Annotated in this window: 19 protein-coding genes; 13 read left to right on the top strand and 6 right to left on the bottom strand. The window is 58.9% G+C overall.

What is annotated here, in order from left to right; all coding sequences use genetic code 11:
• Positions 1-69 precede the first annotated feature (69 nt).
• From trpC to D0Y96_RS12720, 12 genes are all read left to right on the top strand, one after another.
• A complete protein-coding gene (gene trpC / locus D0Y96_RS12775) occupies positions 70-876 on the top strand; it encodes an indole-3-glycerol phosphate synthase TrpC (RefSeq protein WP_252263738.1) in 807 nt (268 codons plus the stop codon).
• A 9-nt stretch (positions 877-885) separates the two neighbouring features.
• Positions 886-1,605, top strand: a complete 720-nt coding sequence (locus tag D0Y96_RS12770) for a phosphoribosylanthranilate isomerase (protein WP_117300443.1) — start codon at positions 886-888, stop codon at positions 1,603-1,605.
• Between the two features lie 21 nt (positions 1,606-1,626).
• Positions 1,627-2,829, top strand: a complete 1,203-nt coding sequence (gene trpB, locus D0Y96_RS12765; RefSeq protein WP_117300441.1) for a tryptophan synthase subunit beta — start codon at positions 1,627-1,629, stop codon at positions 2,827-2,829.
• A 30-nt stretch (positions 2,830-2,859) separates the two neighbouring features.
• Complete coding sequence (gene trpA, locus D0Y96_RS12760) at positions 2,860-3,639, top strand: tryptophan synthase subunit alpha (protein WP_117300439.1); 780 nt, start codon at positions 2,860-2,862, stop codon at positions 3,637-3,639.
• 73 nt (positions 3,640-3,712) lie between these two features.
• Positions 3,713-4,024 (top strand): chorismate mutase, encoded by a 312-nt coding sequence (locus tag D0Y96_RS12755; protein ID WP_117300437.1) that lies wholly within the window; start codon positions 3,713-3,715, stop codon positions 4,022-4,024.
• Complete coding sequence (gene aroF, locus D0Y96_RS12750) at positions 4,021-5,040, top strand: 3-deoxy-7-phosphoheptulonate synthase (protein ID WP_117300435.1); 1,020 nt, start codon at positions 4,021-4,023, stop codon at positions 5,038-5,040. The genes D0Y96_RS12755 and aroF overlap by 4 nt, the downstream gene beginning before the upstream one ends.
• Positions 5,041-5,174: 134 nt before the next feature.
• Complete coding sequence (locus tag D0Y96_RS12745; protein WP_117300433.1) at positions 5,175-5,372, top strand: type II toxin-antitoxin system VapB family antitoxin; 198 nt, start codon at positions 5,175-5,177, stop codon at positions 5,370-5,372.
• Positions 5,369-5,737, top strand: coding sequence for a type II toxin-antitoxin system VapC family toxin (locus D0Y96_RS12740; RefSeq protein WP_117300431.1), 369 nt, complete (start codon positions 5,369-5,371; stop codon positions 5,735-5,737). The genes D0Y96_RS12745 and D0Y96_RS12740 overlap by 4 nt, the downstream gene beginning before the upstream one ends.
• A gap of 47 nt (positions 5,738-5,784) precedes the next feature.
• Complete coding sequence (locus D0Y96_RS12735; protein ID WP_117300429.1) at positions 5,785-6,669, top strand: prephenate dehydrogenase; 885 nt, start codon at positions 5,785-5,787, stop codon at positions 6,667-6,669.
• 229 nt (positions 6,670-6,898) lie between these two features.
• Positions 6,899-7,771 carry an SDR family oxidoreductase gene (locus tag D0Y96_RS12730; RefSeq protein WP_117300427.1) on the top strand — a complete coding sequence of 291 codons (873 nt, stop codon included), beginning with the start codon at positions 6,899-6,901 and terminating at the stop codon, positions 7,769-7,771.
• 235 nt (positions 7,772-8,006) lie between these two features.
• Complete coding sequence (locus D0Y96_RS12725) at positions 8,007-11,369, top strand: S41 family peptidase (RefSeq protein WP_350449057.1); 3,363 nt, start codon at positions 8,007-8,009, stop codon at positions 11,367-11,369.
• A gap of 221 nt (positions 11,370-11,590) precedes the next feature.
• Entirely contained in the window at positions 11,591-12,382 is a 792-nt protein-coding gene (locus D0Y96_RS12720; protein WP_199480272.1) for a hypothetical protein, read from the top strand.
• Positions 12,383-12,448: 66 nt separating this feature from the next.
• Here D0Y96_RS12720 and D0Y96_RS12715 read toward each other — a convergent pair whose 3' ends face one another.
• The 5 genes from D0Y96_RS12715 to D0Y96_RS12695 form a co-directional block, all read right to left on the bottom strand.
• Positions 12,449-13,129 carry a MarC family protein gene (locus D0Y96_RS12715; protein ID WP_117300425.1) on the bottom strand — a complete coding sequence of 227 codons (681 nt, stop codon included), beginning with the start codon at positions 13,127-13,129 and terminating at the stop codon, positions 12,449-12,451.
• Positions 13,126-14,334: a VIT1/CCC1 transporter family protein gene (locus D0Y96_RS12710; protein WP_117300423.1), complete on the bottom strand. Its 1,209-nt coding sequence runs from the start codon at positions 14,332-14,334 to the stop codon at positions 13,126-13,128. The genes D0Y96_RS12715 and D0Y96_RS12710 overlap by 4 nt, the downstream gene beginning before the upstream one ends.
• A gap of 13 nt (positions 14,335-14,347) precedes the next feature.
• On the bottom strand, positions 14,348-14,731 hold the full coding sequence (locus tag D0Y96_RS12705; protein WP_252263737.1) for a hypothetical protein: 384 nt from the start codon (positions 14,729-14,731) through the stop codon (positions 14,348-14,350).
• A gap of 178 nt (positions 14,732-14,909) precedes the next feature.
• A complete protein-coding gene (locus tag D0Y96_RS12700) occupies positions 14,910-15,536 on the bottom strand; it encodes a response regulator (RefSeq protein WP_252263736.1) in 627 nt (208 codons plus the stop codon).
• Positions 15,537-15,541: 5 nt separating this feature from the next.
• Entirely contained in the window at positions 15,542-18,652 is a 3,111-nt protein-coding gene (locus tag D0Y96_RS12695) for a sensor histidine kinase (RefSeq protein WP_117300419.1), read from the bottom strand.
• Positions 18,653-18,981: 329 nt separating this feature from the next.
• On the opposite strand from D0Y96_RS12695, the gene D0Y96_RS12690 reads away from it, so the two are divergent.
• Positions 18,982-20,040, top strand: a complete 1,059-nt coding sequence (locus D0Y96_RS12690; RefSeq protein WP_117300417.1) for an NAD(P)-dependent alcohol dehydrogenase — start codon at positions 18,982-18,984, stop codon at positions 20,038-20,040.
• 117 nt (positions 20,041-20,157) lie between these two features.
• Here D0Y96_RS12690 and D0Y96_RS12685 read toward each other — a convergent pair whose 3' ends face one another.
• Positions 20,158-21,003: an amidohydrolase family protein gene (locus D0Y96_RS12685; RefSeq protein WP_117300415.1), complete on the bottom strand. Its 846-nt coding sequence runs from the start codon at positions 21,001-21,003 to the stop codon at positions 20,158-20,160.
• Positions 21,004-21,065 lie beyond the last annotated feature (62 nt).

Here is a 21,065-nt window from a genome sequence, read left to right as displayed (position 1 = left end):
CCATCAGCGCAACGCCTGCGGTGAACCATCCGTGGGCGTGCGGTCGCTATACTGGAAAGGGAGCCAACTTTGCATCTCGAACGCATTCTCGCCACCACACGCGCTACGGTTGCGGAGCTCAAAGAGAACGTCCGTCTCGACGAACTGGAGCGGCTGACGGCGGAACATACGCCGCGCGGGTTTGCCCGGGCGCTGCGGGAGAGATCGAGTACCGGCCCGGCGATTATTGCCGAGCTGAAAAAGGCTTCGCCGTCGAAGGGGCTGATCCGGGCGGAGTTCGATCCGAAAACACTGGCGCAGAGGCTGGAAGCTGCCGGCGCAGCGGTGCTCTCGGTGCTGACCGATGAGCCCTTCTTTCAGGGCAGTCTGCACAATTTGGAAATTGCATCGAAGGCGACGTCGATTCCTTGTCTGCGCAAGGATTTCATCGTCGATGAGTATCAGATTGTCGAAGCGCGGGCATATCGGGCGGATGCGATTCTGCTGATTGCTGCCGCGCTGACCGATGGGGAGCTGGCGCGATTTACCGCTTTTGCTCACGAATGGAAGCTCGACGTGCTGTGTGAGGTGCACGACGCGGAAGAGCTGGCGCGGGTGCGCGACCTGGGCTGCGATGCCTATGGCGTGAACAATCGCGACCTGAAGACGTTTCACGTCACGCTGGAGCGGTCGCTCGATCTGGCGGCGGATCTGCCCAAAGGCGCGGTGCACGTAGCGGAGAGCGGCATTCATACTGCCGACCACCTGAACCGGCTGCGCGCCGCTGGATTCCACGCTTTCCTGATCGGCGAGTCGTTCATGAGACAGCCCGATCCGGGCGCAGCGCTGACTTCGCTGCTGCAGTCGGCTGCGGAAGCGGTTCCGCAACAGGCGTGAGGAGCGGCTATGTGGATCAAGCTTTGCGGCAACACCAGTCTTGACGATGCGCAGCTCGCCGCTCACGCCGGGGCGCATGCGATTGGGTTTATCTTTGCGGCCAGCCGGAGGCAGGTGACAGCGGAGCAGGTATGCCGCATTGTGCCGCACCTGCCGGAAAGTCTTGAAAAAATCGGTGTCTTTGTCGATGCGGGCTTCGAGGAGATGGTTCACACCATGGTCGAGTGCGGGCTGACCGGCGTGCAGCTTCACCAGAACGGCGACCCGGCTCTGGCGGTGCGCCTGCGCGATCATCTGACGGCGCGAGGGATACAACCGCGGATTCTGCAGGTGCTGCACTACGGCGACGATCTTGCAGAGCAGATTCAGGCAGTGCAGACGAATCCGGCGATCGATGCGGTTCTGGTCGATTCGCGCACGGCGACGGCGGTGGGCGGGACCGGCATTGCCTTTGACTGGCAGGCGGCGCGAAGCGCATTTGCCGGGGCTTCCAAACATCTGGTGGCTGCGGGCGGGCTGAATCCGCAGAACGTGGCCGAGGCGATTCGCACGCTGCGTCCCTGGGGGGTGGATGTGGTGACGGGGGTCGAGTCCGCGCCGGGAAAGAAAGATCCGGAGAAGGTGAAAGCCTTTGTGGCCGCTGCCCGTGGGGCTTTCGCAAAAATACAGGTCCTTCCTGAACCGGCCCACACATATACCGGGGGTTGCCATTCCCCGCGAAATCGCTGACCCTTAAAAACAGAGGCATTTATGGCCACTACAGTTCCTGGTACATCCACAGGTCGCTTCGGCATCTACGGCGGACGCTATGTTCCCGAAACGCTGGTTGCGGCGCTCGATGAGCTGGAGCACGCTTACGCCGAGGCGCAGGCCGATCCGGACTTTCACGCGAAGCTCGATGGGCTGCTGCGCGACTATGTTGGCCGTCCCACGCCGCTGTACTTTGCCTCGCGCCTGACCGAGCAGCTGGGCGGCGCAAAGATTTATCTCAAGCGCGAAGACCTGCTGCACACCGGCGCGCACAAAATCAACAACTGCATCGGTCAGGGGCTGCTGGCGCTGCGCATGGGCAAGAAGCGCATCATCGCCGAGACGGGCGCGGGGCAGCACGGCGTGGCGACGGCGACGGTCTGCGCGTTGTTTGGGCTGGAATGCGTGGTCTACATGGGCGAAGAGGACATGCGGCGGCAGGAGCTGAATGTCTACCGCATGCGGCTGCTCGGTGCGGAGGTGCGCGGCGTCGATTCGGGCTCGAAGACGCTCAAGGACGCGATCAACGAAGCGATGCGGGACTGGGTCACGAACGTCCGGACCACGCATTATCTTCTGGGCAGCGTGCTCGGGGCGCATCCCTATCCGGCGATGGTGCGCGACTTTCATCGCGTGATCAGCCGCGAGGCGCGGGAGCAGTTTCTTGAAAAAGAAGGACGACTGCCGAACGCGGTGATCGCCTGCGTGGGCGGCGGATCGAACGCCATCGGCGCGTTCTATGAATTTATTCCCGATAAGGACGTTCGGCTGATTGGCGTCGAAGCAGGTGGACGCGGCACAGTACTGGGAGAACATGCGGCGCGCTTTCAGGGCGGAGCGCCCGGCGTGCTGCAGGGGGCATTCTCTTACGTGCTGCAGGACGATGCGGGGCAGATTGCGCTGACGCATTCGGTTTCGGCGGGGCTGGATTATGCCTCGATCGGTCCGGAGCATGCGCAGCTGCACGATTCAGGACGCGCGGAATATGTATCGGCGACGGATACGCAAGCGCTGGAAGCAACCGTAACGCTGGCGCGCACCGAAGGGATTCTGCCCGCGCTCGAAAGCGCGCATGCTGTGGCAGAGTGCATCCGGCTTGCGCCGACCCTCTCGCGGCGTGACATACTGATGGTGAATATTTCAGGGCGCGGCGATAAGGATATGGGTATTCTGTCGCGCGAGCTGAACCTGAAGGGCGCATAAGATTTTCAGCAAAAGTTTTTAGAAAGACTGATGCCGATTCGCTTCACATCCCGACCCGGTCTCGTGGCCTATCTCACCGCGGGCGATCCCGATCTGGCAGCCTCGCGCGAAATTGCACTGGCAGCGATCGATGCGGGAGCCGATGTGATCGAGCTGGGCGTGCCCTTCAGCGATCCGCTGGCGGATGGTCCGGTGATTCAGCGGGCGAGCGAGCGTGCCGTAAAGAACGGGACGACGCTCGGCAATGTGCTGGCGCTGGCCGGTGAGCTGCGCCGCGAGCGTCCGGATGCCGGGCTGATCATCTTTTCTTATTACAATCCAATTCTGCGCTACGGACTGGAGCGCTTCTGCACAGCCGCCGAGGAGGCAGGCGTGGACGGCGTGCTGGCCACCGACATGATCGTCGACGAAGCGGGTGAGTATCTGAAATACCTGCACCAGCATCATCTTGCGCCGGTCTTTCTGGCTGCGCCGACGAGTCCCGATGAGCGGCTGGAGAAGATCGCCGCGGCGTCGCAGGGCTTTGTCTATGCCATTTCGCGTGTGGGCATTACGGGCACGCAGAAGGCGCTGGCGTCGGACGCGGAAAATCTGGTGAAGCGGCTGCGCCGTTATACCGATCTGCCTATTGCCGTCGGTTTTGGCGTCTCGAATGCCGAGCACTTTGCCGCAGTGGGCGAGTTTGCCGATGCGGCTGTTGTCGGCAGCGCGCTGGTGGCCACGATCGAGCAGGCGGGACGCGAGGAAGCACCCAGCTCCATTGCGCGATTTATCAGGGGCCTGCGCCAGCCCGAGCTGCAGGCCCGCTAAAATCCTCTTTTTCGTATACGGTGAATTGTTTAAGAACCTGTCGGCGCACCCGCGTGCGCTTTGAGGAATGAATATGGACATTGCAGAGTGGCGACTGAAGATCGACGAGCTGGACCGGCAGATCGTGGCCCTGATCAGCGAGCGCGCAGCGGCGGCGCAACAGATCGGCAGGTTGAAGCGGACCACGTCACTGCCCGTATACGAACCGAACCGCGAGCGCCTGGTTTTCGAGAATGTGAGAGCCTTCAATCCCGGGCCATTGCCCGATATCGAACTGGTGCACATCTACGAACGCATCATCGACGTAATGCGGGCGCTGCAGCGGAATGAACTGGCGTCACAGAAGAACGGCGCGGAGGAACCGCGCGAGGAACGGGAAAAATGATCGTAGCGATGCAGGACCGAGCGACGGAAGAAGAGATTCAGGCCGTTGTGGAACGAATGATCGAAGTGGGATTCAACGTGCACCGCACCACGGGAACGGTGCAGACGATTCTTGCAGGGGTGGGAACGCCGGGACCGTTCGATCATAAAGATTTTGAGGTCTTTTCCGGTGTGGCGGAAGTGATCCGCATCTCGTCGCCCTACAAGCTGGCAGGACGCAGCTTTCGCCCGGAAGGCACGATTGTGCGTTTTCCGAATGGCGTAACCGTCGGAGGAAATGAAGTTGCGGTGATGGCTGGGCCATGTTCAGTCGAAAGCCGCGAACAGATCTTTGCCGCTGCCCATTTCGTTAAAGCGGGTGGCGCGAAATTTCTGCGCGGGGGAGCGTTCAAACCGCGCAGCTCGCCGTACTCGTTCCAGGGCATGGGGCTGGCCGGGCTGGAGCTGCTGCGCGAAGTGGGCGACGCGACCGGGCTGCTGATCATCAGCGAAGTGATGGAGATTTCGCAGATCGAGCTGATGATGCCGTACGTCGATGTCTTTCAGGTCGGCGCACGCAACATGCAGAACTTCAACCTGCTGCGCGAGATCGGGCAGGTGCGCAAACCGGTGCTGCTGAAGCGCGGCATCGCAGCCACCATCGAAGAACTTCTGCTGTCGGCGGAGTACATTCTCTCTGGCGGCAACTATGACGTGATGCTTTGCGAGCGCGGCATCCGCACCTTTGAGACCTATACCCGTAACACGATGGACATCTCGGCGATCCCGGTCGTGAAGAAGTTGTCGCACCTGCCGATTCTCGGCGATCCATCCCACGGTGTGGGCCTGCGCGATAAGGTTCCGGCGATGGCGCGGGCCACGGTGGCTGCCGGCGGCGACGGGCTGCTGATGGAGGTGCATCCTAACCCGGACAAGGCGCTCTCCGACGGTGCGCAGTCGCTCTTTCCGGAGCAGTTTGCAAAGCTGATGGATGAGCTGCGCGTGATTGCTTCAGCCGTGGGCCGCAGCATCCGTTAGCCGTAAGTAAGGACTGGGCAGAAGCCGTTCGGGGAAAGCGCACCCCGGGCGGCTTTGCCGCATTGAGCACTATTTTGGTCAGATTGCACCTATTTTATCACCAAATGGTGATAAAATAGGTGATTAGGTGAACCATGCGAGCTTCCGTAGCGCTTGACGATGATCTGGTACGCAGGGCCCAGGAGTTTACGGGGCTGACAGAAAGAACGGCTCTGCTGCGGGAGGCGCTGAAGGCGCTGATCCATGCAGAGGCGTCGCGCAGGCTGGCAGCCGCGGGGGGGACCGAGCCCGATCTGGAGGATATTCCGCGCAGAAAGGCTGACGGACTGTGATCCTGGCCGACACTTCCGTCTGGATCGATCATCTGCGCAATGCGAATCCGGAAATGCAGAAGCGGCTCAGCCGCGATCAGATCGTAATGCACCCGTTCATCGCTGCTGAGATTGCCCTGGGCTCGCTGCGAAATCGGCAGGCGAGACTCTATGAGCTTGATTCGCTGCGGCAGGTAACGGTCGCGCAGACCGGCGAAGTGCGGCACATGATCGAGACGCGCTCCCTTTACGCAAAAGGCATTGGTCTGATCGATGCGCATCTGATCCTGTCCTGCCTGCTGACACCAGGAACGCGGTTATGGACGCGTGATACCGCTCTGCGGGATAGCGCAAAAGCCGTGGGCGTGCTTGCCGATCTGTCCTGACCGCTCATCGGATACACCCTTGTCTGAAATGCTTTAAGCTCGAAACCATGCCCATCGAGCGCATCGCCATTCTCGGCACGGGGCTCATCGGAGCCTCCGTGGGACTTGCGCTGCGCTCGCATGGCTTTCACGGCACGATTTTTGGTTGGGACCCGAACCCTTCGCAGTCGGCTGCCGCACTGAGCATCGGCGCCGTTACCGTTACGGTCGAAGAGCCGTTCACGGCAGCCGAGCAAAGCGATGTGATCCTTCTGGCCGGTCCGGTTTTTACCATTCTTGAGTGGCTGGAAAAGCTGGCCCCGGTGCTTCGCGAGCATCAGCTTGTCACCGACGCAGGCAGCGTGAAAGGTGCGCTCTGCGAGCATGCCACGCAGCGCTATAACGGTCAGGGGCAGCCTGGATTTTTGCCGGGACATCCGATGGCGGGCAAAGAAGTGGGCGGTGCGCAAAACGCCGACGCGGCGCTCTTTCAGGATGCCGTCTGGCTATTTACGGAGTGCGCTCGTTCTGAGCAGATGAATCCGACCGCGCGACTCCTGGCCGACGAATGGCGTGCATGGATTGCAAAGATCGGCAGCCGCGTGATCGACATGGACGCGGCGCGTCACGATGTGCTGTGCGCATGGATCAGTCATCTGCCGCAGTTCGTCTCAACCGCGCTCAGCGCCCTTCTGGAAGACGAGTTCAGCGCTGACGATACGCTGCTCCCGATCGGTGGCCGGGCCCTGCGCGAGATGACACGCCTCGGCTCAAGCCCATTTTCCATGTGGCGTGACGTCGCCTATACCAATACCGAAGCCATCACCCACTCCCTGCTCGCACTCGAACAGCGCCTTGCACACATCCGCGAAAACCTGAAGACTCCGGAGCTGCGCAGCGAATTCGACCGCGCCAATCAGTTCCGCCTCTCCGAACGCTTTCGCAAGCCATAATCAGCGTCGGCCGTTTTCATCCTTCAATACTCTTTTATCCGGCAGCAGAGCATTCCGGTCATGTTCGCGTGATTCTCTTCACAAGACTCGGAGAATTTTTGAACCCAATAGAATGATCGTTCGATCTATTCGTATAGCTGGCTCGCATCTCTCCTGATGGGTAGATGAAAGTGCTGCGAACAGCAGAATCTCCCGACAATAACCCTCGATCGGAAAGGAATCAGAACTCATGAGTACAGGCAAATCACGCGTGTGGTTTATCACCGGGGCCTCCACCGGCTTTGGCCGCCGTCTTGCCGAGGCCGCGCTGGCCAAGGGCGACCGCGTTGTCGCGACCGCCCGCAAACCGGAGTCCGTCACGGACCTGCAACAGCAATATCCTGAGCACGCCCGCGCCGTGCGCCTCGACGTGACAGATCAGGCACAGGTGAAAGCTGCCGTGCAGGCTGCTGTTGACGCATTCGGGCGAATTGACGTGCTGGTTAACAACGCTGGTTACGGCCTTCTTGGCGCTCTTGAGGAAGTGAGCGACGCACAGATTCGTGACCAGTTCGAGACCAACCTCTTTGGCCTGCTTCATGTCACCCGGGCTGTGCTTCCTTTGCTGCGCGAGCAGAAATCGGGTCACATCCTCAACGTTACGTCTGTGGGCGGCCAGGTAAGCTTTCCTGGTTTCGGCCTGTATCACGGCACCAAATATGCCATTGAAGGCATCTCCGAAGCCCTGGCCAAAGAGGTCGCGGGGTTGGGCATTAAGGTCACCATCGTCGAACCAGGCGGATTCAAGACCGACTTTGCCACCCGCTCTCTGGCGAGCGCCGAACGGATCCCAGCCTATAGCCCCGTCTATGAGGCGCTGCTTAAGGCTTTTGAGAACGCCGTATTTGGCGATCCTGCCCGCGCCGCTGAGGCTATGATCCAGGCTGTGGATTCCGAAGAGCCACCGCTTCGCCTCGCCCTTGGAGCCGATGCGCTTCACCTCATCCGCGCCAAGTTCCAGTCCGAACTGGAGGAGTATCAACGCTGGGAGCCGGTGACCGTAGCCACCGCCTATGAAAACCCGTCCGAAGGCGCTATGGATTTTAAGTCCCTCCTCGGATAACCTGTCGCCCATCCTTTGCGCGCCACAAACGCAGAGGATGGGCCTGACGTGAATCGACAAGGCGATAAGAGCAGGCTTTGCCTTCGCCAGATACGGGTACCCCTGTCTCCCCACACAGTCTTTGGCTCCATTTAACGCTCATCGCATCTCCGAACTTCTCCCATGGCAATCCCCACAGGACCATGTACACTGACCAGCACATCTCTGCTTGCCAGTCTGGCTTTTCGGAGGCACTGTGAGCCGTCTCATTCGTACCGGCCTGTTCGCGTTGTTGCTCCTGCCCGTCGCCGCCATGGCCGAACCACTGCTTCTGCTCAACCCCTCGCTTAGCCGCGACCAGATCGCCTTTCGACATGCTGACGATATCTGGACGGTCTCCCGCAACGGGGGCGAAGCGGAGCGGCTGACCTCGAGCGCATCCGTCATTGCCGGACCATTCTTTTCGCCCGACGGCTACACGCTGGCATACTCGGCGCGCGTAAACGGCAATATCGATGTCTACACTATCCCTGCAAACGGCGGCGTGCCGCATCGCATTACATACCATCCCGGACCCGACATCATCGCCGGATGGACGCCTGACGGGAGGGAGCTTCTTTTCCTCAGCGGACGCACGAGCTGGAACGATTTCGACAAGCTCTACCATATCCGCGCAGACGGCAGCGGTCTGCCGACGGAGTACGCGCTCCCTTCCGCTGACAGCGGCTCGCTCTCGCCGGACGGCAAGCAGATCGCCTACACCCCCTTCAATCAGTGGCAGAAGGCGTGGAAGCGCTATCGCGGCGGGCAGACGGAGCCGGTGTGGATTGTCGATCTGGCCTCACTCGATCTGACGAAAGTGCCGCGCGAAAATTCCAATGACTCGAATCCCATGTGGATGGGCGACAAGGTATATTTCCTCTCCGATCGCAATGGCCCTGTCACTCTCTTTTCCTATGACACGAAGTCGAAGCAGGTACAGCAGCTGGTGGAGAACAAGGGCTTCGATCTGAAATCGGCCAGCGCCGGACCGGGCGGCATCGTGTATGAGCAATTCGGCAGCATTCATCTCTATGACATCGCAGCCAATGCCGAACACGTCGTAGACATCACACTCCGCGGCGAACTACCCGCACTCGAGCCGCATCTTGCCATCATCGATCCTCACGCCATCCTGAATGCGGAGATTTCGCCGACCGGCCAGCGTGCTGTCTTTGAAGCGCGTGGGGATATCTTCACCGTCCCCGCCGAAAAGGGCGATACACGTAATCTCACCAATACCTCGAATGCTGCCGAACGCGACCCCTCCTGGTCACCCGACGGTAAAACCATTGCTTATTTCAGCGATGCATCCGGCGAGTACCAGCTCTTTCTTCGCGCGCAGAACGGCCTCGCCGCGCCGAAGGTGATCGATCTCGGCCCGGGCGCGAGCTTCTTCTACTCGCCCCGCTGGTCACCTGACTCGAAGCGTCTTCTCTATGGCGACAAGAAACTCAACCTCTGGTATGTCGATATCGAAAGCGGGCATCCGGTCAAAATTGACACCGACAACTATGAAGGCTTTGGCAATGCAGCTAACGCTCACTGGTCACCCGACGGCAAATGGGTCGCCTACCTCAAAACGCTGCATAACTTCATGCATGCCATTTATCTTTATTCCCTCGACACGCAAAAAAGCACACAGATTACCGATGGCATGAGCGACGTCGGCGATCTCGCCTTTGACCGCAACGGCAAATACCTCTATTTCATCGCCAGCACCAATATCGGCCCTTCTGTTGATGGCTTCGATCTGTCCAGCCTCGATCGTGCCGCTACCAGCAGCGCTTACGTCGTTGTTCTTTCGAAGGATCTGCCTTCACCGATCCCGCCGGAGAGCGACGACGAAAACGCCAAAAAGGACGAAGCGAAGGATAAAGACAAGGACAAAGATAAAGACCAGAAGCCCGCAGCCGGCGATGAAGCGAAGAAACCCGACGAGAAGTCCGGCAGCAAGGACGAGGCAAAGAAGGAGGAGCCGAAGCTGCCCACGGTGAAGATCGACTTCGACGGCATCGATCAGCGCATTCTTGCTCTGCCCATTCCTCCGCGCAACTACATTGCCATCGCAACCGGCAAAGAGGGCGTGCTCTATCTTGCAGAAGGCTCACCGTTCGCCAATCCATCGCATGGAGACGGTGCGGGCATCCGCTCGCTGTGGCGCTTCAACCTGGAAAAACGCGACACGGACGAAGTGCTGCGCAACGTCGACGCTTTCACTGTTTCCTTCAACGGCGAAAAGCTTCTTTATAAAAAGGGAGAGGCGTGGCTCATCGCCGGGGCCGATGAGCTTAAACCTGGCGCGACAGATGCTTCGGCCGGCAAACCACTTAATCTCGGCGGGATGCAGGCCACCGAAGATCCCCGGGCGGAATGGCGCCAGATGTATCACGAAACCTGGCGCATCGAGCGCGACTTCTTCTACGACCCCGGCCACCACGGTCTCGACCTTGCCAAGGCGGAAGCGCGTTACCGGCCCTGGCTCGATGGCATTGGTTCGCGCGATGAGCTCGACTATCTTTTCGAAGAAATGCTGGGTGAGATCACCGTTGGGCACATGTTTGTGCGCGGCCCGAATGAACCTGACCACTCTCCGCACACCGGCCTGCTCGGCGCCGATTACTCCCTTGAAAACGGCCGCTATCGCTTCGCCCGTATCTACAACGGAGAGAACTGGAATCCCTCGCTGCACGCGCCGCTTACCCAGCCTGGCGTGAATGTAAAAGAGGGCGAATATCTTCTCGCCGTGAATGGACGGGATCTGCGCGCCACCGATAACCTTTACAGTTTCTTCGAAGGCACCGCCGGAAAACAGGTTGTTCTGCATGTTGGCCAGAATGCCGATGGCTCCGGTGGGCGCGACGTCACCGTTGTTACTGTCGAATCTGAACACGGGCTGCGCAATCTTGCCTTCATCGAAGCCAACCGCCGCAAAGTGGATGCGATGACCCACAGTCAGGTCGCTTATGTCTACATGCCCAATACGGGCGGCGGCGGTTTTATCAGCTTCAACCGCTATTTCTATGCCCAGGTCGATAAAAAAGCGGTCATTATCGATGAACGATACAACGAAGGCGGCCAGATCGCCGACTCTGTCATCGATACCCTTCGCCGCGTTCCGATGAGCAACTACGAGACCCGCGAAGGCGATCCGGTTACCGATCCGGCGGGAGCCATCTTTGGGCCCAAGGCCATGCTCATCAATCAGTCGGCCGGCTCAGGCGGAGATCTCATGCCGTGGTATTTCCGCAAAGCGGGGCTGGGGCCACTCATCGGCGAGCGCACCTGGGGCGGTCTGGTCGGCATCGGTGGCTATCCCGTTCTGCTCGATGGGGGACGTATTACGGCTCCACGCACTGCTCTTTACGGACTGACCGGCTCTTTTGAGGTTGAGAATCACGGCATCACGCCCGATATCGAGGTCGAATACGATCCCAAATCGGTAGCCGCCGGCCACGACCCGCAGCTGGACCGCGCCGTCGAGTACGTCACCGGGCAGCTCAAAGAGCATCCATTGCCCATTTATCCAAAGCCGCCTTATCCGGACTACCATCAGCACGATGGTCTCGGCACGCACTGAGTCTTGTTCGCACTGGAGGGCCCTGTCTGCATGGGGCCTTTTCTTTTTGACTCAGCTCAAACCGCAGATCCATCCTCGCAACCGCCTCCCCCTACCCAAACGAACTACGGCTCTATTTTCCACGCAGCCTTGCCTGGGTGGCGCATAATGTTCGCCGGGCTGGACCGGACCTACCTCCCGGGATCTTCAGGCCGCGATCCAGACCGAAAGTGAGGGCTGGTATGAAAAATCTGGTATTCACAGGATTGCTGCTGGGCTTGCTGATGCCCATTCCTGCAACAGCGCAGAGCGTGCTCGATGGAACATGGAAGATCGATCTGAGCAAAGTACAGATGCCGAAAAAGCCTGACGTCTTTCTGCTGCAGAATGGCCAATACGAATGTAAGACCTGCGCACCTCCGATTCGTGTTCAGGCAGATGGACAGGATCACGCGGTGACCGGTCATCCTTACTTCGACACCGTCGCTGTTGAGGTGATCGATGATCATACCGTTCAGGAGACTGATAAAAAAGCGGGAAAAGTTGTGGCTACGTCAAAAGTGATGGTAGCGCCTGACGGAAAGACAGCTACCTTCGAATTTACCGACAGCAGCAACACGAACAGCGATCCGGTGACCGGCAAAGGAACGGCAACGCTGTTAGCCAAAGGGCCATCCGGCTCGCATGCTATCTCGGGCTCCTGGCATACATCGAGCTTCGAAAATATGTCCGATAACGGCCTGCTCTTCACCTATAAGGTCGACGGCGAGAACCTGACTATGACCACTCCCACCGGACAAAACTATACGGCAAAGCTGGATGGCACAGAGGCACCCTACAAAGGTGATCCGGGAACAACCAGCGTTTCGGTTACGAAGAGGGGCGACCATTCCATCGAAGAGACGGACAGGCGCGATGGAAAGGTGATCAGTGTCTCACTCAATACCGTGCAGTCAGATGGGAACACCATGCACATTACTGTGCAGGACAAACTGCATGGAACGACAGTATCTTTTGTCGCAGTGAAGCAGTAGAAAACGACGAACACATTGCAGCGCAGAAGTGCATCGCACCAAACGTGCGATGCGCTTTCTGATTCTCTAGAACGGCTTCAGCGTCTGCAGATACGCGCGAACGCCAGTGGCGACGATCTGCACGCCGATGCAGAGCAGGATGAACGAAGACAGGCGCATCATAACCGTTGTTCCCGATGAACCCAGCAACCGCTCCGCCGCTGCTGCATATCGGTAGCAGATGTAGATAATCATGCAGACAAGCACGATGCCCACAACAGCAGAAATGAAAACAGCGGGAGAGAGGATCGAGTGTGCGCCCAGCTCTGTGGGAAGATGCGCACCGAGTGTCACTGCAACCGAAATGGACCCCGGACCAACTGTGATCGGCAGCGTATAGGGATAAAAGGCATTTGCCAGAATGTCTGCCTCTGTTGCCGGACGCGCGGAGGCTCCACTGCCACTCTGGTTGAGCAGCGCCCATCCTGTTGCCGTCACAATCAGACCGCCACCGATTTGCACGGCATAGAGTGATACACCGAAGAACAGGAGCACTTTTGCTCCGAAGAGCAACGATCCCAGCAGGAGCAGAAAGCTGAAACCTGCAATTTTTCGTGAGAGGACGCGCTGCGTCTGCGGGCTGATTCCGCCGACCATGTTGAGAAAAATCGCCGCGCTTCCCAGCGGATTGACGATCGGAAATAGTGCCGCAACAACCAGCACCACCGCCTTTGCAGCGGAGATAACCTCAGATCGAATGTCGATCATGCGCCCAGCCGCCCCAGGCCGATTCCGATTACATAAGTGACCACGCCTTCCACCGCGCCGACCAGTGTCATTTCCATACCGCTGGCCCACCACGAGCGTACTGTGATCAGTGACTTGGCAGCACCTACTGCGAAATGTGCCAGCAGCGAAACAACTGCTGAGGCGATCACTCCCGGATAGCCACTCAGGAAAAAGAAGGGAACGATCGGAATAAATGCTCCCACAGCTGTCGAAAGCGCGCCCGATAAGGCTGAGGTAAGCGGATCGCGCAGCGCCTCCTCGGTGGAGTTCAGCCGCTCTGTCGTCAGAGCGCGTAGAAATTGCTCCGGATCGCGCACCAGATGATCGACCACGCGATCGGCATCCTCGGCCGGGAGACCCTTGACCTGGTAGTAGAGCGACATCAGCTCCCGTGCCTCGGGCCCGTTCATCTGAATCGCGTTGCGTTCCCGGGCTACTTCTGCCTCGTAGATTTCACGCTCGCTCTTCGCCGCCAGGTATGCACCCGATCCCATCGACAATGCGCTGGCGATCATGCCTGCGATGCCGGCCAGCAGCACATAATGGCTGTTGCCCAGCGTAGCGCCCGAAACACCGGAGACAATGCCGAAGATCGCTCCCAGTCCGTCGTTCACTCCATAGATTGCGTCACCAATCCACCCAGCAGTCTGGCGTCCGGTGTCCTTCCGCTTAGCGAGCAGCTCCTCAAGCTGGGCCTTTGCCGCCAGAGGGGTCTCTGCAGCCACGGTCTTTGGATATCGGCGCCGGATCAGGTCGCTCAGCTCACAATAATGCTCTTTCTCCTCCTCGATCACTTTGCGGAGAATGGCCACGCTCGGCTCGTCGCCCAGCTCCTGCAGTTGCCTTCCGTAGTGAGCAATCGCGCGACTCTCATCGATCTCGAGCCTGCGCAACGCCATCTGCGAGCCGCCAATGCGGTTCACCATCGAATCTGCATCACCTGTCGGCCTGCCCCGATATTTTGGCGCCGTGCCGCCCAGCTCCGCAATCCGCTTTGCCCACAGCTCCGCGTGCTCCAGCTCGGCTTTTGCCAGATGGTGCAGGGTTTTACTCCTCAGCGGATCTGACTCACGCGAAGCGAGTGTGTTGTACGTGTAATAGCCGCTCATCTCCGCCTGCCAGTTTTCGGCAAGCGCAGCAAGCAGTTTGCGTTGTCGGGCAGACGTCTCTTTTTCTGCGGCCATTCTGTATCCCGAATTATTCTCCAGGCTGATAACTGAACGTGAATCGGCCAATCTGAATCACGGAGCGGTCCGCGGGCGGCCAGATGCGAAACGATTCTACACGGGTGATTGATGGATTCAGCGTTGCATCTACTTCGCCCAAAGGCTTGCCGGTGGCCGCTTCATAAAAGCGTACTTCCAGCACATCGCCACGGTGGTCATAACCAAGTACGTATTCACCCGGCTCAAGCTGAATTGATCCTACTTTCATCGGCGCCTGCACCAGAAAGAAGTGCGAGTACTTCCCATCAGCAGAATAGCCCGCCGTGATCATGACGACGCCCGCTATGTATTTGCCGTGACCATCCGTAATGCCGGATGCCGTGCGCATTTCCGTTTCAATCCGCTCCTGACGCACAGGGACGCGCGCCGGCAGAACCGATTTCAGCTCAACGTCTGTCGCTGTGCGCCACTCCGAAGCTTTTGCGTCGCGAGCCGCCGCCGCGCATGCGCTTCCGGCGAGCATCAGAAACAGAACTATCCATCTGCAGATCAGTACACGATCCATCGCCGGACGGCGCATCGGAAGCCCCTCTTCATGAATCAAGATGTACGATCCCCCGCTGCAGCGCCGTTGTCGCGGCCTGTGTGCGATCGGTTACGCCCAGCTTGCTCAGCAGACTATTGATGTGTGTCTTCACTGTGGCCTCTGAGATGAACAGTTCGCCTGCGATCTCCTTGTTGCTGCGTCCGCCTACAATCAGTCTCAGCACCTCAAGCTCGCGCGTTGTCAGCGCAGGACCGCTCATACGCTCCGCCAGCTTCTCTGCCACCACCGCCGGAATACGCGATTTTCCTGCATACACGGAGCGGATCGCCTCTGTCAGCTCATCGGTATCCATGCCTTTCAGCAGGTAGCCTTTCGCTCCCGCCTGCAAAGCGCGAAAGATATCCTCATCGCCGTCAAAGGTTGTAAGAACGATAATGCGCGCCCCGGGATTCTTTTCCCTGATCCGCGCAATCGCATCCACACCGCCCAGCTTCGGAAGACGCAGATCCATCAGAGTGACATCCGGGTGATGTTTTGCATACAGGTCCACTGCTTCTGCGCCGTCGGATGCTTCGGCCATCACTGTAAAGCCCGGAACGGTCTTCAACAGCGCCACAAGGCCCTGCCGGACGATGTGGTGATCATCGACTACCAAAATCGTAATTGTATCCATCTCTGTTACCATTTTCGATTCACCGCTCCTGCCCCATTCGTGTTGCCGATTGAAGCCGTCAGCCGCACTCTTGTCCCTTCACCCGGATGGCTATCCACTGTCAGCGTTCCACCGATCTTTTCCGCTCGCTCACGCATACCTGTCAGGCCGAAGTGGCCGCTGCCTCCATTCGGAGGAGGCCCGGCAAAACCTTTACCGTTGTCGCTGACCGACAGTTCCACCCTCTGCTCCTCAAATCGTAACCGAAGCTGTATCTCTGATGGCTCCGCATGTCGCACTGCGTTCACTACCGCCTCCTGAGCAATGCGCAGCAGCTCCGCTTCGACGGCGGGATCGAGCGCACGATATGTCCCGCTCACCTGCATCTGCGTACGAATCGATGCCGGCTGCGTCACCTGCTGCAGCATCTTCTTCATCCGCGCTGCCAGATCTTCCTGCGCGGCGCCCTGCGACCGCAGCTCCCAGATCGAGGTGCGTGCATCTTCCAGACTGCTGCGCACCAGAGAACGCGCACTCTCCAGATGCGCCTTCGCAGTCTCCGCAGAGGACTGAAGCAGTCGCGAAACGATCTCGAGCTGCACCGAGACGGCGACAAATCCCTGCGCCAGCGTGTCATGAATCTCTCGCGCGATGCGGGTGCGCTCGCGCAGCACGGCCTGAAACTCCGACTCTACCCGCCGGATGCGCCAGCGCCAGGCCTCATAGCCCAGCACGATGCACCCCAGCGCGGCCAACAGCTCAAACCATAACGTCTGATAGAAGTGCGGCTCAATTGTGAATGCAACGGCCGCCGCCTGTTCGCTCCACACACCATCGTTATTGCGTGCCATCACGCGAAACACATACTGCCCATGTGGAAGATTGGTGTAATACGCCGCGCGCCGTCCATTCGCATCCACCCATCCGTGATCGAAGCCGTCGAGTCTATAACGGTAACGGACCTTCTGCGGTGAGACGAAGCTTAGCCCCGCATAGCGAAACTCATAGCGAATATGCCCGGGCGCTATCCTGAGCGCCTCGTCTGCAGTATTCACCGGGGCATCATCCACGCTTACCTGCTCAATTGCCACCAGGGGAGCTATGTGGTTTATTGCCATATGCGCCGGATCAACCATCGCCACGCCCCGCAGCGTCGCAAACCAAAGCGACCCGTCCGCTATGCGCCAGCCTGCCGGATGGCCGCCGCTGCTGCACTCGCTGATGCGCATTCCTTCTGCCACGCCATAATGGTCCACGGTCACTGACTTACTTTCGTGATCGGCAAATCGATTCAGCTCCGCCTTCGCCACACGATAGATGCCATCAGTCGAACTCAGCCACAGGTAACCTTTAGTGTCCTCCAGAATGCTCAGAATGCGCTTCGGCAAGCCTGTCGTCTGTGGGGAGAGGCTTGCAAATTTTCCGTCCCGCCAGCGATTCAGTCCTCCGTCGTTGGTCCCTATCCAGAGCACTCCGTCGGCATCCTCGTGCAATGCCGTCACCACGTCGTCTGAAAGACCATTCTGCCGCGTGAAATTCTGAAAGTGACCGTTCTGCAACCGCGTAAGCCCACCCAGCGTGCCAATCCATAAATCACCAGCCCGATCTTCCAGAATGGCCCCGACCATATCCGCACCAAGTCCGTCGAGCGAGGTGTAGGTCGTGAATTTTCCCTGTGCATAACGTGAGAGCCCACGTCGCGTGCCAATCCACAATGCGCCATGCGAGTCGCTGTAAAGCGAGCGCACAAAATCGTCGGCCAGTCCGTCCGCTGAAGTGAAAATGTGCACGTCATGATCATGAATTCGATTCAGACCATCCGGCGTTCCGGCCCACATATCGCCGTCCGGCGTCCCGCCCAGAGCCAGTACCACATTGCTGGAAAGTCCCTGCGCACTGGTCAGTGTAGTCACTTGCCCATCTTCAAAACGGCTGATCCCGCCTGCATTGGTTCCGACCCATACCGGCGCGCTGCTGTCAGGCGCGGCCTGCAGCTTTTTCGGCTGGTATATCGCTCGCACATAATCATCAGAGAGTCCATCCTGCGACGTCAGTGCGGTAAACTTCCGGTCGCGTAGTACGCTCAGCCCGCCTGACTCCGTGCCCAGCCACAGATCTCCCTCCCGATCCTCATACGCTGTCAGCAATTCTCCCGGTCCGGACAGTTCTTCGATTTTTCCATTCATCACCCGCGCCAGGCCACGCGAGGTTCCGGCCCATAGTGTGCCTTCGCGGTCGCGAAACAGAAGGTTCACGTGATCGGCCGGCAGTCCATCCTGCACGGTATATATATGAGGGTGCCCGCCACTTTCGCGTATCAATCCCACATCCGTGCCGACCCACATTTCTCCCTGCGCGCCGACGATCAGGGCATTTACCGATGGTCCGCCTCCACCACCCGATGCCTGTACTGGCCGGCATCCGTCTGCCGAACATAGTTCGAGCCCCCCACGCAGGCCCACCCATAGCTGTCCGCGGGCATCGAGTGCCAGCGCCTGCACCTCGCCGGAAATTCCCACTGGCTGAAATTTCGCCGGGGCAGCCGCCGATCCACGCATCAATCCCTGCGGCGTGCCGAGCCACAGCGTGCCGCCCGGCGACTCCACCATCGCGCTTGCTGCTGTCAACGTCTGCACTCCCGCAGCTGCTTTAAATCGCTGCCCGTCAAAACGGGCAGGTCCAGCCGCTGTCAATGCCCAGATCGCGCCCCGGCTATCCTGAAACGTGGACCAGACCTCTCCTGGCGGCAACCCGTCTGACTGACCGAAGCTGCGAAGCTGTCCATTCTGCCAGCGAGCCAGCCCGCCCGCCGTGCTGATCCACAGCGCGCCGGAATGGTCCTCCATCAGGTGATAGATCAGGTCACCCGGCAGCTGTGGTGTGGTCTGTCTCGTCCAGGTAACAAATTGTTCGCCGTCGAAGCGCACCAGACCAGCCTCAGTCGCAATCCAGAGATAACCGTCGTGACCCTGCACAATGCAGTGAATCGTGTTCTGTGGCAGACCTGTGTCGGTTTGCCATGACTGATACCCATACTGGCGCAGGGGGGTATGCGGATCGAGCGCTGCTGCCGAAGGCGCGGCGAGCGCAAGGATGATTCCGCACAGAAAACAAAGGATTCGACGCAGTTCGGCCATCAGAAGAGTGCTTCAGGAATACTAAACTCCTGCCAGGAGGAGGACGCCATCCATCAAAAGATGGAGACGCCGCGCCTTCCATCCCTGATCCGGCCGTGTGTCTTCCCGCTGACTTCAGAAAAACACCCTGATCGTACCCTGTTGCAGAAACCTGTTTACAATCGGAAGCAACAGTCGACAGCGCGATCCTCCGCACCGTTCCTTATCGGTAATGAAGCGAGGCCGGTGGCTTGCGCATCCAAAGACTGTTCATCGCTGCAGGCCGGATTTCCACCTCGCTCATACTTAGACTCTGTTTTTCGGAAACCTTTCCAACCGAGGAGATTTACATGACCCAATCACAGGGATGGGCCGCTCAGAACGCCACCACGCCTCTGGCGCCTTACAGCTTCACCCGCCGCGACCCACAGGCACACGACGTTGTGGTCGACATCGACTACTGCGGCGTCTGTCACTCCGACATCCACTCCACACGCAATGAGTGGAAGAACGCCATCTATCCCATGGTCCCTGGTCATGAGATTATCGGTCACGTCACCGCCATCGGATCAGCGGTCACAAAATTTAAGGTGGGTGATCTCGTCGGCGTTGGTGTCATCGTCGACTCCTGCCGCACATGTTCCAGCTGCAAAGCCGGTGAAGAACAGTACTGCGAAGTCGGCATGACAACGGGTGGTATCACGCTTACGTATGGCGCCTATGACAAGTACGGTGAGCTGACTCAGGGCGGCTATTCCACGAACATCGTTGCCGACGAGCACTTCGTTCATCGTGTCTCGCCGAAGCTCAATCCGGCCGGTGTGGCCCCTCTGCTCTGCGCCGGCATCACGACCTACTCGCCGCTGCGCCACTGGAATGTGGGTCCGAACATGAAGGTCGGCGTCGTAGGACTCGGCGGGCTTGGCCACATGGCCCTCAAGTTCGCACATTCCTTCGGAGCGCACGTCGTCCAGTTCACCACTTCGGAGTCGAAGATCGCGGACGCGAAGCGTCTCGGCGCCGACGAAGTGGTCATCTCAAAGGATACTGATGCGATGAAGAAGCAGGAAAACACCTTCGACTTCATTCTCGATACTGTCTCCGCACCGCATCCCATCGATCCGCTTATCACCGCTCTGAAACGTGACGCCACTTATACTCAGGTCGGTCTGCCTGATACTCCTCCGGTCATCTTCACCGGCAATCTGCTCTTTAAACGCCGCAACATGTCAGGATCGATTATTGGGGGCATGGCAGAAACCCAGGAAATGCTCGACTATTGCGCTGAGAAGGGCATCACGTCTGACATCGAGATGATCGGCATCGGCCAAATCAACGAAGCCTTCGAACGTGTCGTCAAAGCTGACGTCAAGTATCGCTTTGTCATCGATATGAAAGCCGGAAAATAATCACACAGCACGTAACAGCCCACCCCTTTAAAAACAAAGCCCGCCTTCTCAGGCGGGCTTTTCATTCTTCCTAATCTTTCTTTGTGCGCAAGCGGCCCAGGTGTACCTCCATTCCCTTCAACCTGCTGCGCTGAGCCCGTAGACCTCTTCTGCCGTTCCGCCCGAAAAGCGCTCTCGCTCCGCGTTGCTCATCGAGGAGCTCCACGCGTCGAGCATCGCAAACCAACTCGTATACTCCGTCCCCAGCAGACACACGGGCCAATCCGAGCCCATCATCAGCCGCCGCGCACTAAATGCCTCCAGCACCGTATCGAAATACGGCCGCAGTTCCTCTTCGGTCCAGCTTTGCTGGTCTGCCTCAGTCACCATGCCGGAAACTTTGCAATACACATTCTCGCGCCGCGCCAGCTCGCGCATTCGTTCACGCCACGGCGACAGAAGCCCTTCCCGGATGCGAGGCTTACCGATGTGATCCAGCACAAAAATCTGGTTCGGATGCCGATCGACGAATGCGATCGTTTGCGGAAGATGCCTTTCGTAAATCAGAATCTCGTACACCAGGCCGGTCGGCAGCAGAGCGCGAATGCCGCGATTAAACGCTTCACCCAGGATGAAATTCTCGTCCGGCTCATCCTGAATCACATGACGCAGCCCGCGCAGCTTCGGATGCCCGGTCAGATCTTCAAGTACTGACGGAAGGCCTTCACTCGCAATCGGCGACCATCCCACCACTGCACTTATAAAATTGTGAGCCTCGGACAATGCCAGCAGTTCGCGGGTTTCGGCGATCGTTTGCTGCGCCTGCACCACAATGGCTCCATCGATTCCTGCCGCATCCATCTCCCGCTTCAGATCGGCTGGGCCGAAATCCTGTCGGAGCCTGCGCATCGACTCGCTGATCCAGCCATATTCCGCGGTGCTGTAGCGCCACAGGTGATGATGCGCGTCTATTCGCTTCGCCATAAATCCTCATGCTGCCTTCTCAGGCAACTCGATGATATCTTCGTCTCTGCCTTATAACACCG

The sequence above is a fragment of the Paracidobacterium acidisoli genome (assembly GCF_003428625.2).
Taxonomy (GTDB): domain Bacteria; phylum Acidobacteriota; class Terriglobia; order Terriglobales; family Acidobacteriaceae; genus Paracidobacterium; species Paracidobacterium acidisoli.
Note: the sequence above shows the minus strand (reverse complement) of the source record. Positions and strands in the feature narration are given on the sequence as shown.

Coding starts and splice junctions, on each gene's coding strand:
- D0Y96_RS12735 (WP_117300429.1), top strand. CDS start 5,785: ATGCCCATCGAGCGCATCGCCATTCTCGGCACGGGGCTCATCGGAGCC.
- trpA (WP_117300439.1), top strand. CDS start 2,860: ATGCCGATTCGCTTCACATCCCGACCCGGTCTCGTGGCCTATCTCACC.
- D0Y96_RS12685 (WP_117300415.1), bottom strand. CDS start 21,003: ATGGCGAAGCGAATAGACGCGCATCATCACCTGTGGCGCTACAGCACC.
- D0Y96_RS12700 (WP_252263736.1), bottom strand. CDS start 15,536: ATGGATACAATTACGATTTTGGTAGTCGATGATCACCACATCGTCCGG.
- D0Y96_RS12755 (WP_117300437.1), top strand. CDS start 3,713: ATGGACATTGCAGAGTGGCGACTGAAGATCGACGAGCTGGACCGGCAG.
- aroF (WP_117300435.1), top strand. CDS start 4,021: ATGATCGTAGCGATGCAGGACCGAGCGACGGAAGAAGAGATTCAGGCC.
- D0Y96_RS12720 (WP_199480272.1), top strand. CDS start 11,591: ATGAAAAATCTGGTATTCACAGGATTGCTGCTGGGCTTGCTGATGCCC.
- D0Y96_RS12730 (WP_117300427.1), top strand. CDS start 6,899: ATGAGTACAGGCAAATCACGCGTGTGGTTTATCACCGGGGCCTCCACC.
- D0Y96_RS12710 (WP_117300423.1), bottom strand. CDS start 14,334: ATGGCCGCAGAAAAAGAGACGTCTGCCCGACAACGCAAACTGCTTGCT.
- D0Y96_RS12690 (WP_117300417.1), top strand. CDS start 18,982: ATGACCCAATCACAGGGATGGGCCGCTCAGAACGCCACCACGCCTCTG.
- D0Y96_RS12695 (WP_117300419.1), bottom strand. CDS start 18,652: ATGGCCGAACTGCGTCGAATCCTTTGTTTTCTGTGCGGAATCATCCTT.
- D0Y96_RS12745 (WP_117300433.1), top strand. CDS start 5,175: ATGCGAGCTTCCGTAGCGCTTGACGATGATCTGGTACGCAGGGCCCAG.
- D0Y96_RS12770 (WP_117300443.1), top strand. CDS start 886: ATGTGGATCAAGCTTTGCGGCAACACCAGTCTTGACGATGCGCAGCTC.
- trpB (WP_117300441.1), top strand. CDS start 1,627: ATGGCCACTACAGTTCCTGGTACATCCACAGGTCGCTTCGGCATCTAC.
- D0Y96_RS12715 (WP_117300425.1), bottom strand. CDS start 13,129: ATGATCGACATTCGATCTGAGGTTATCTCCGCTGCAAAGGCGGTGGTG.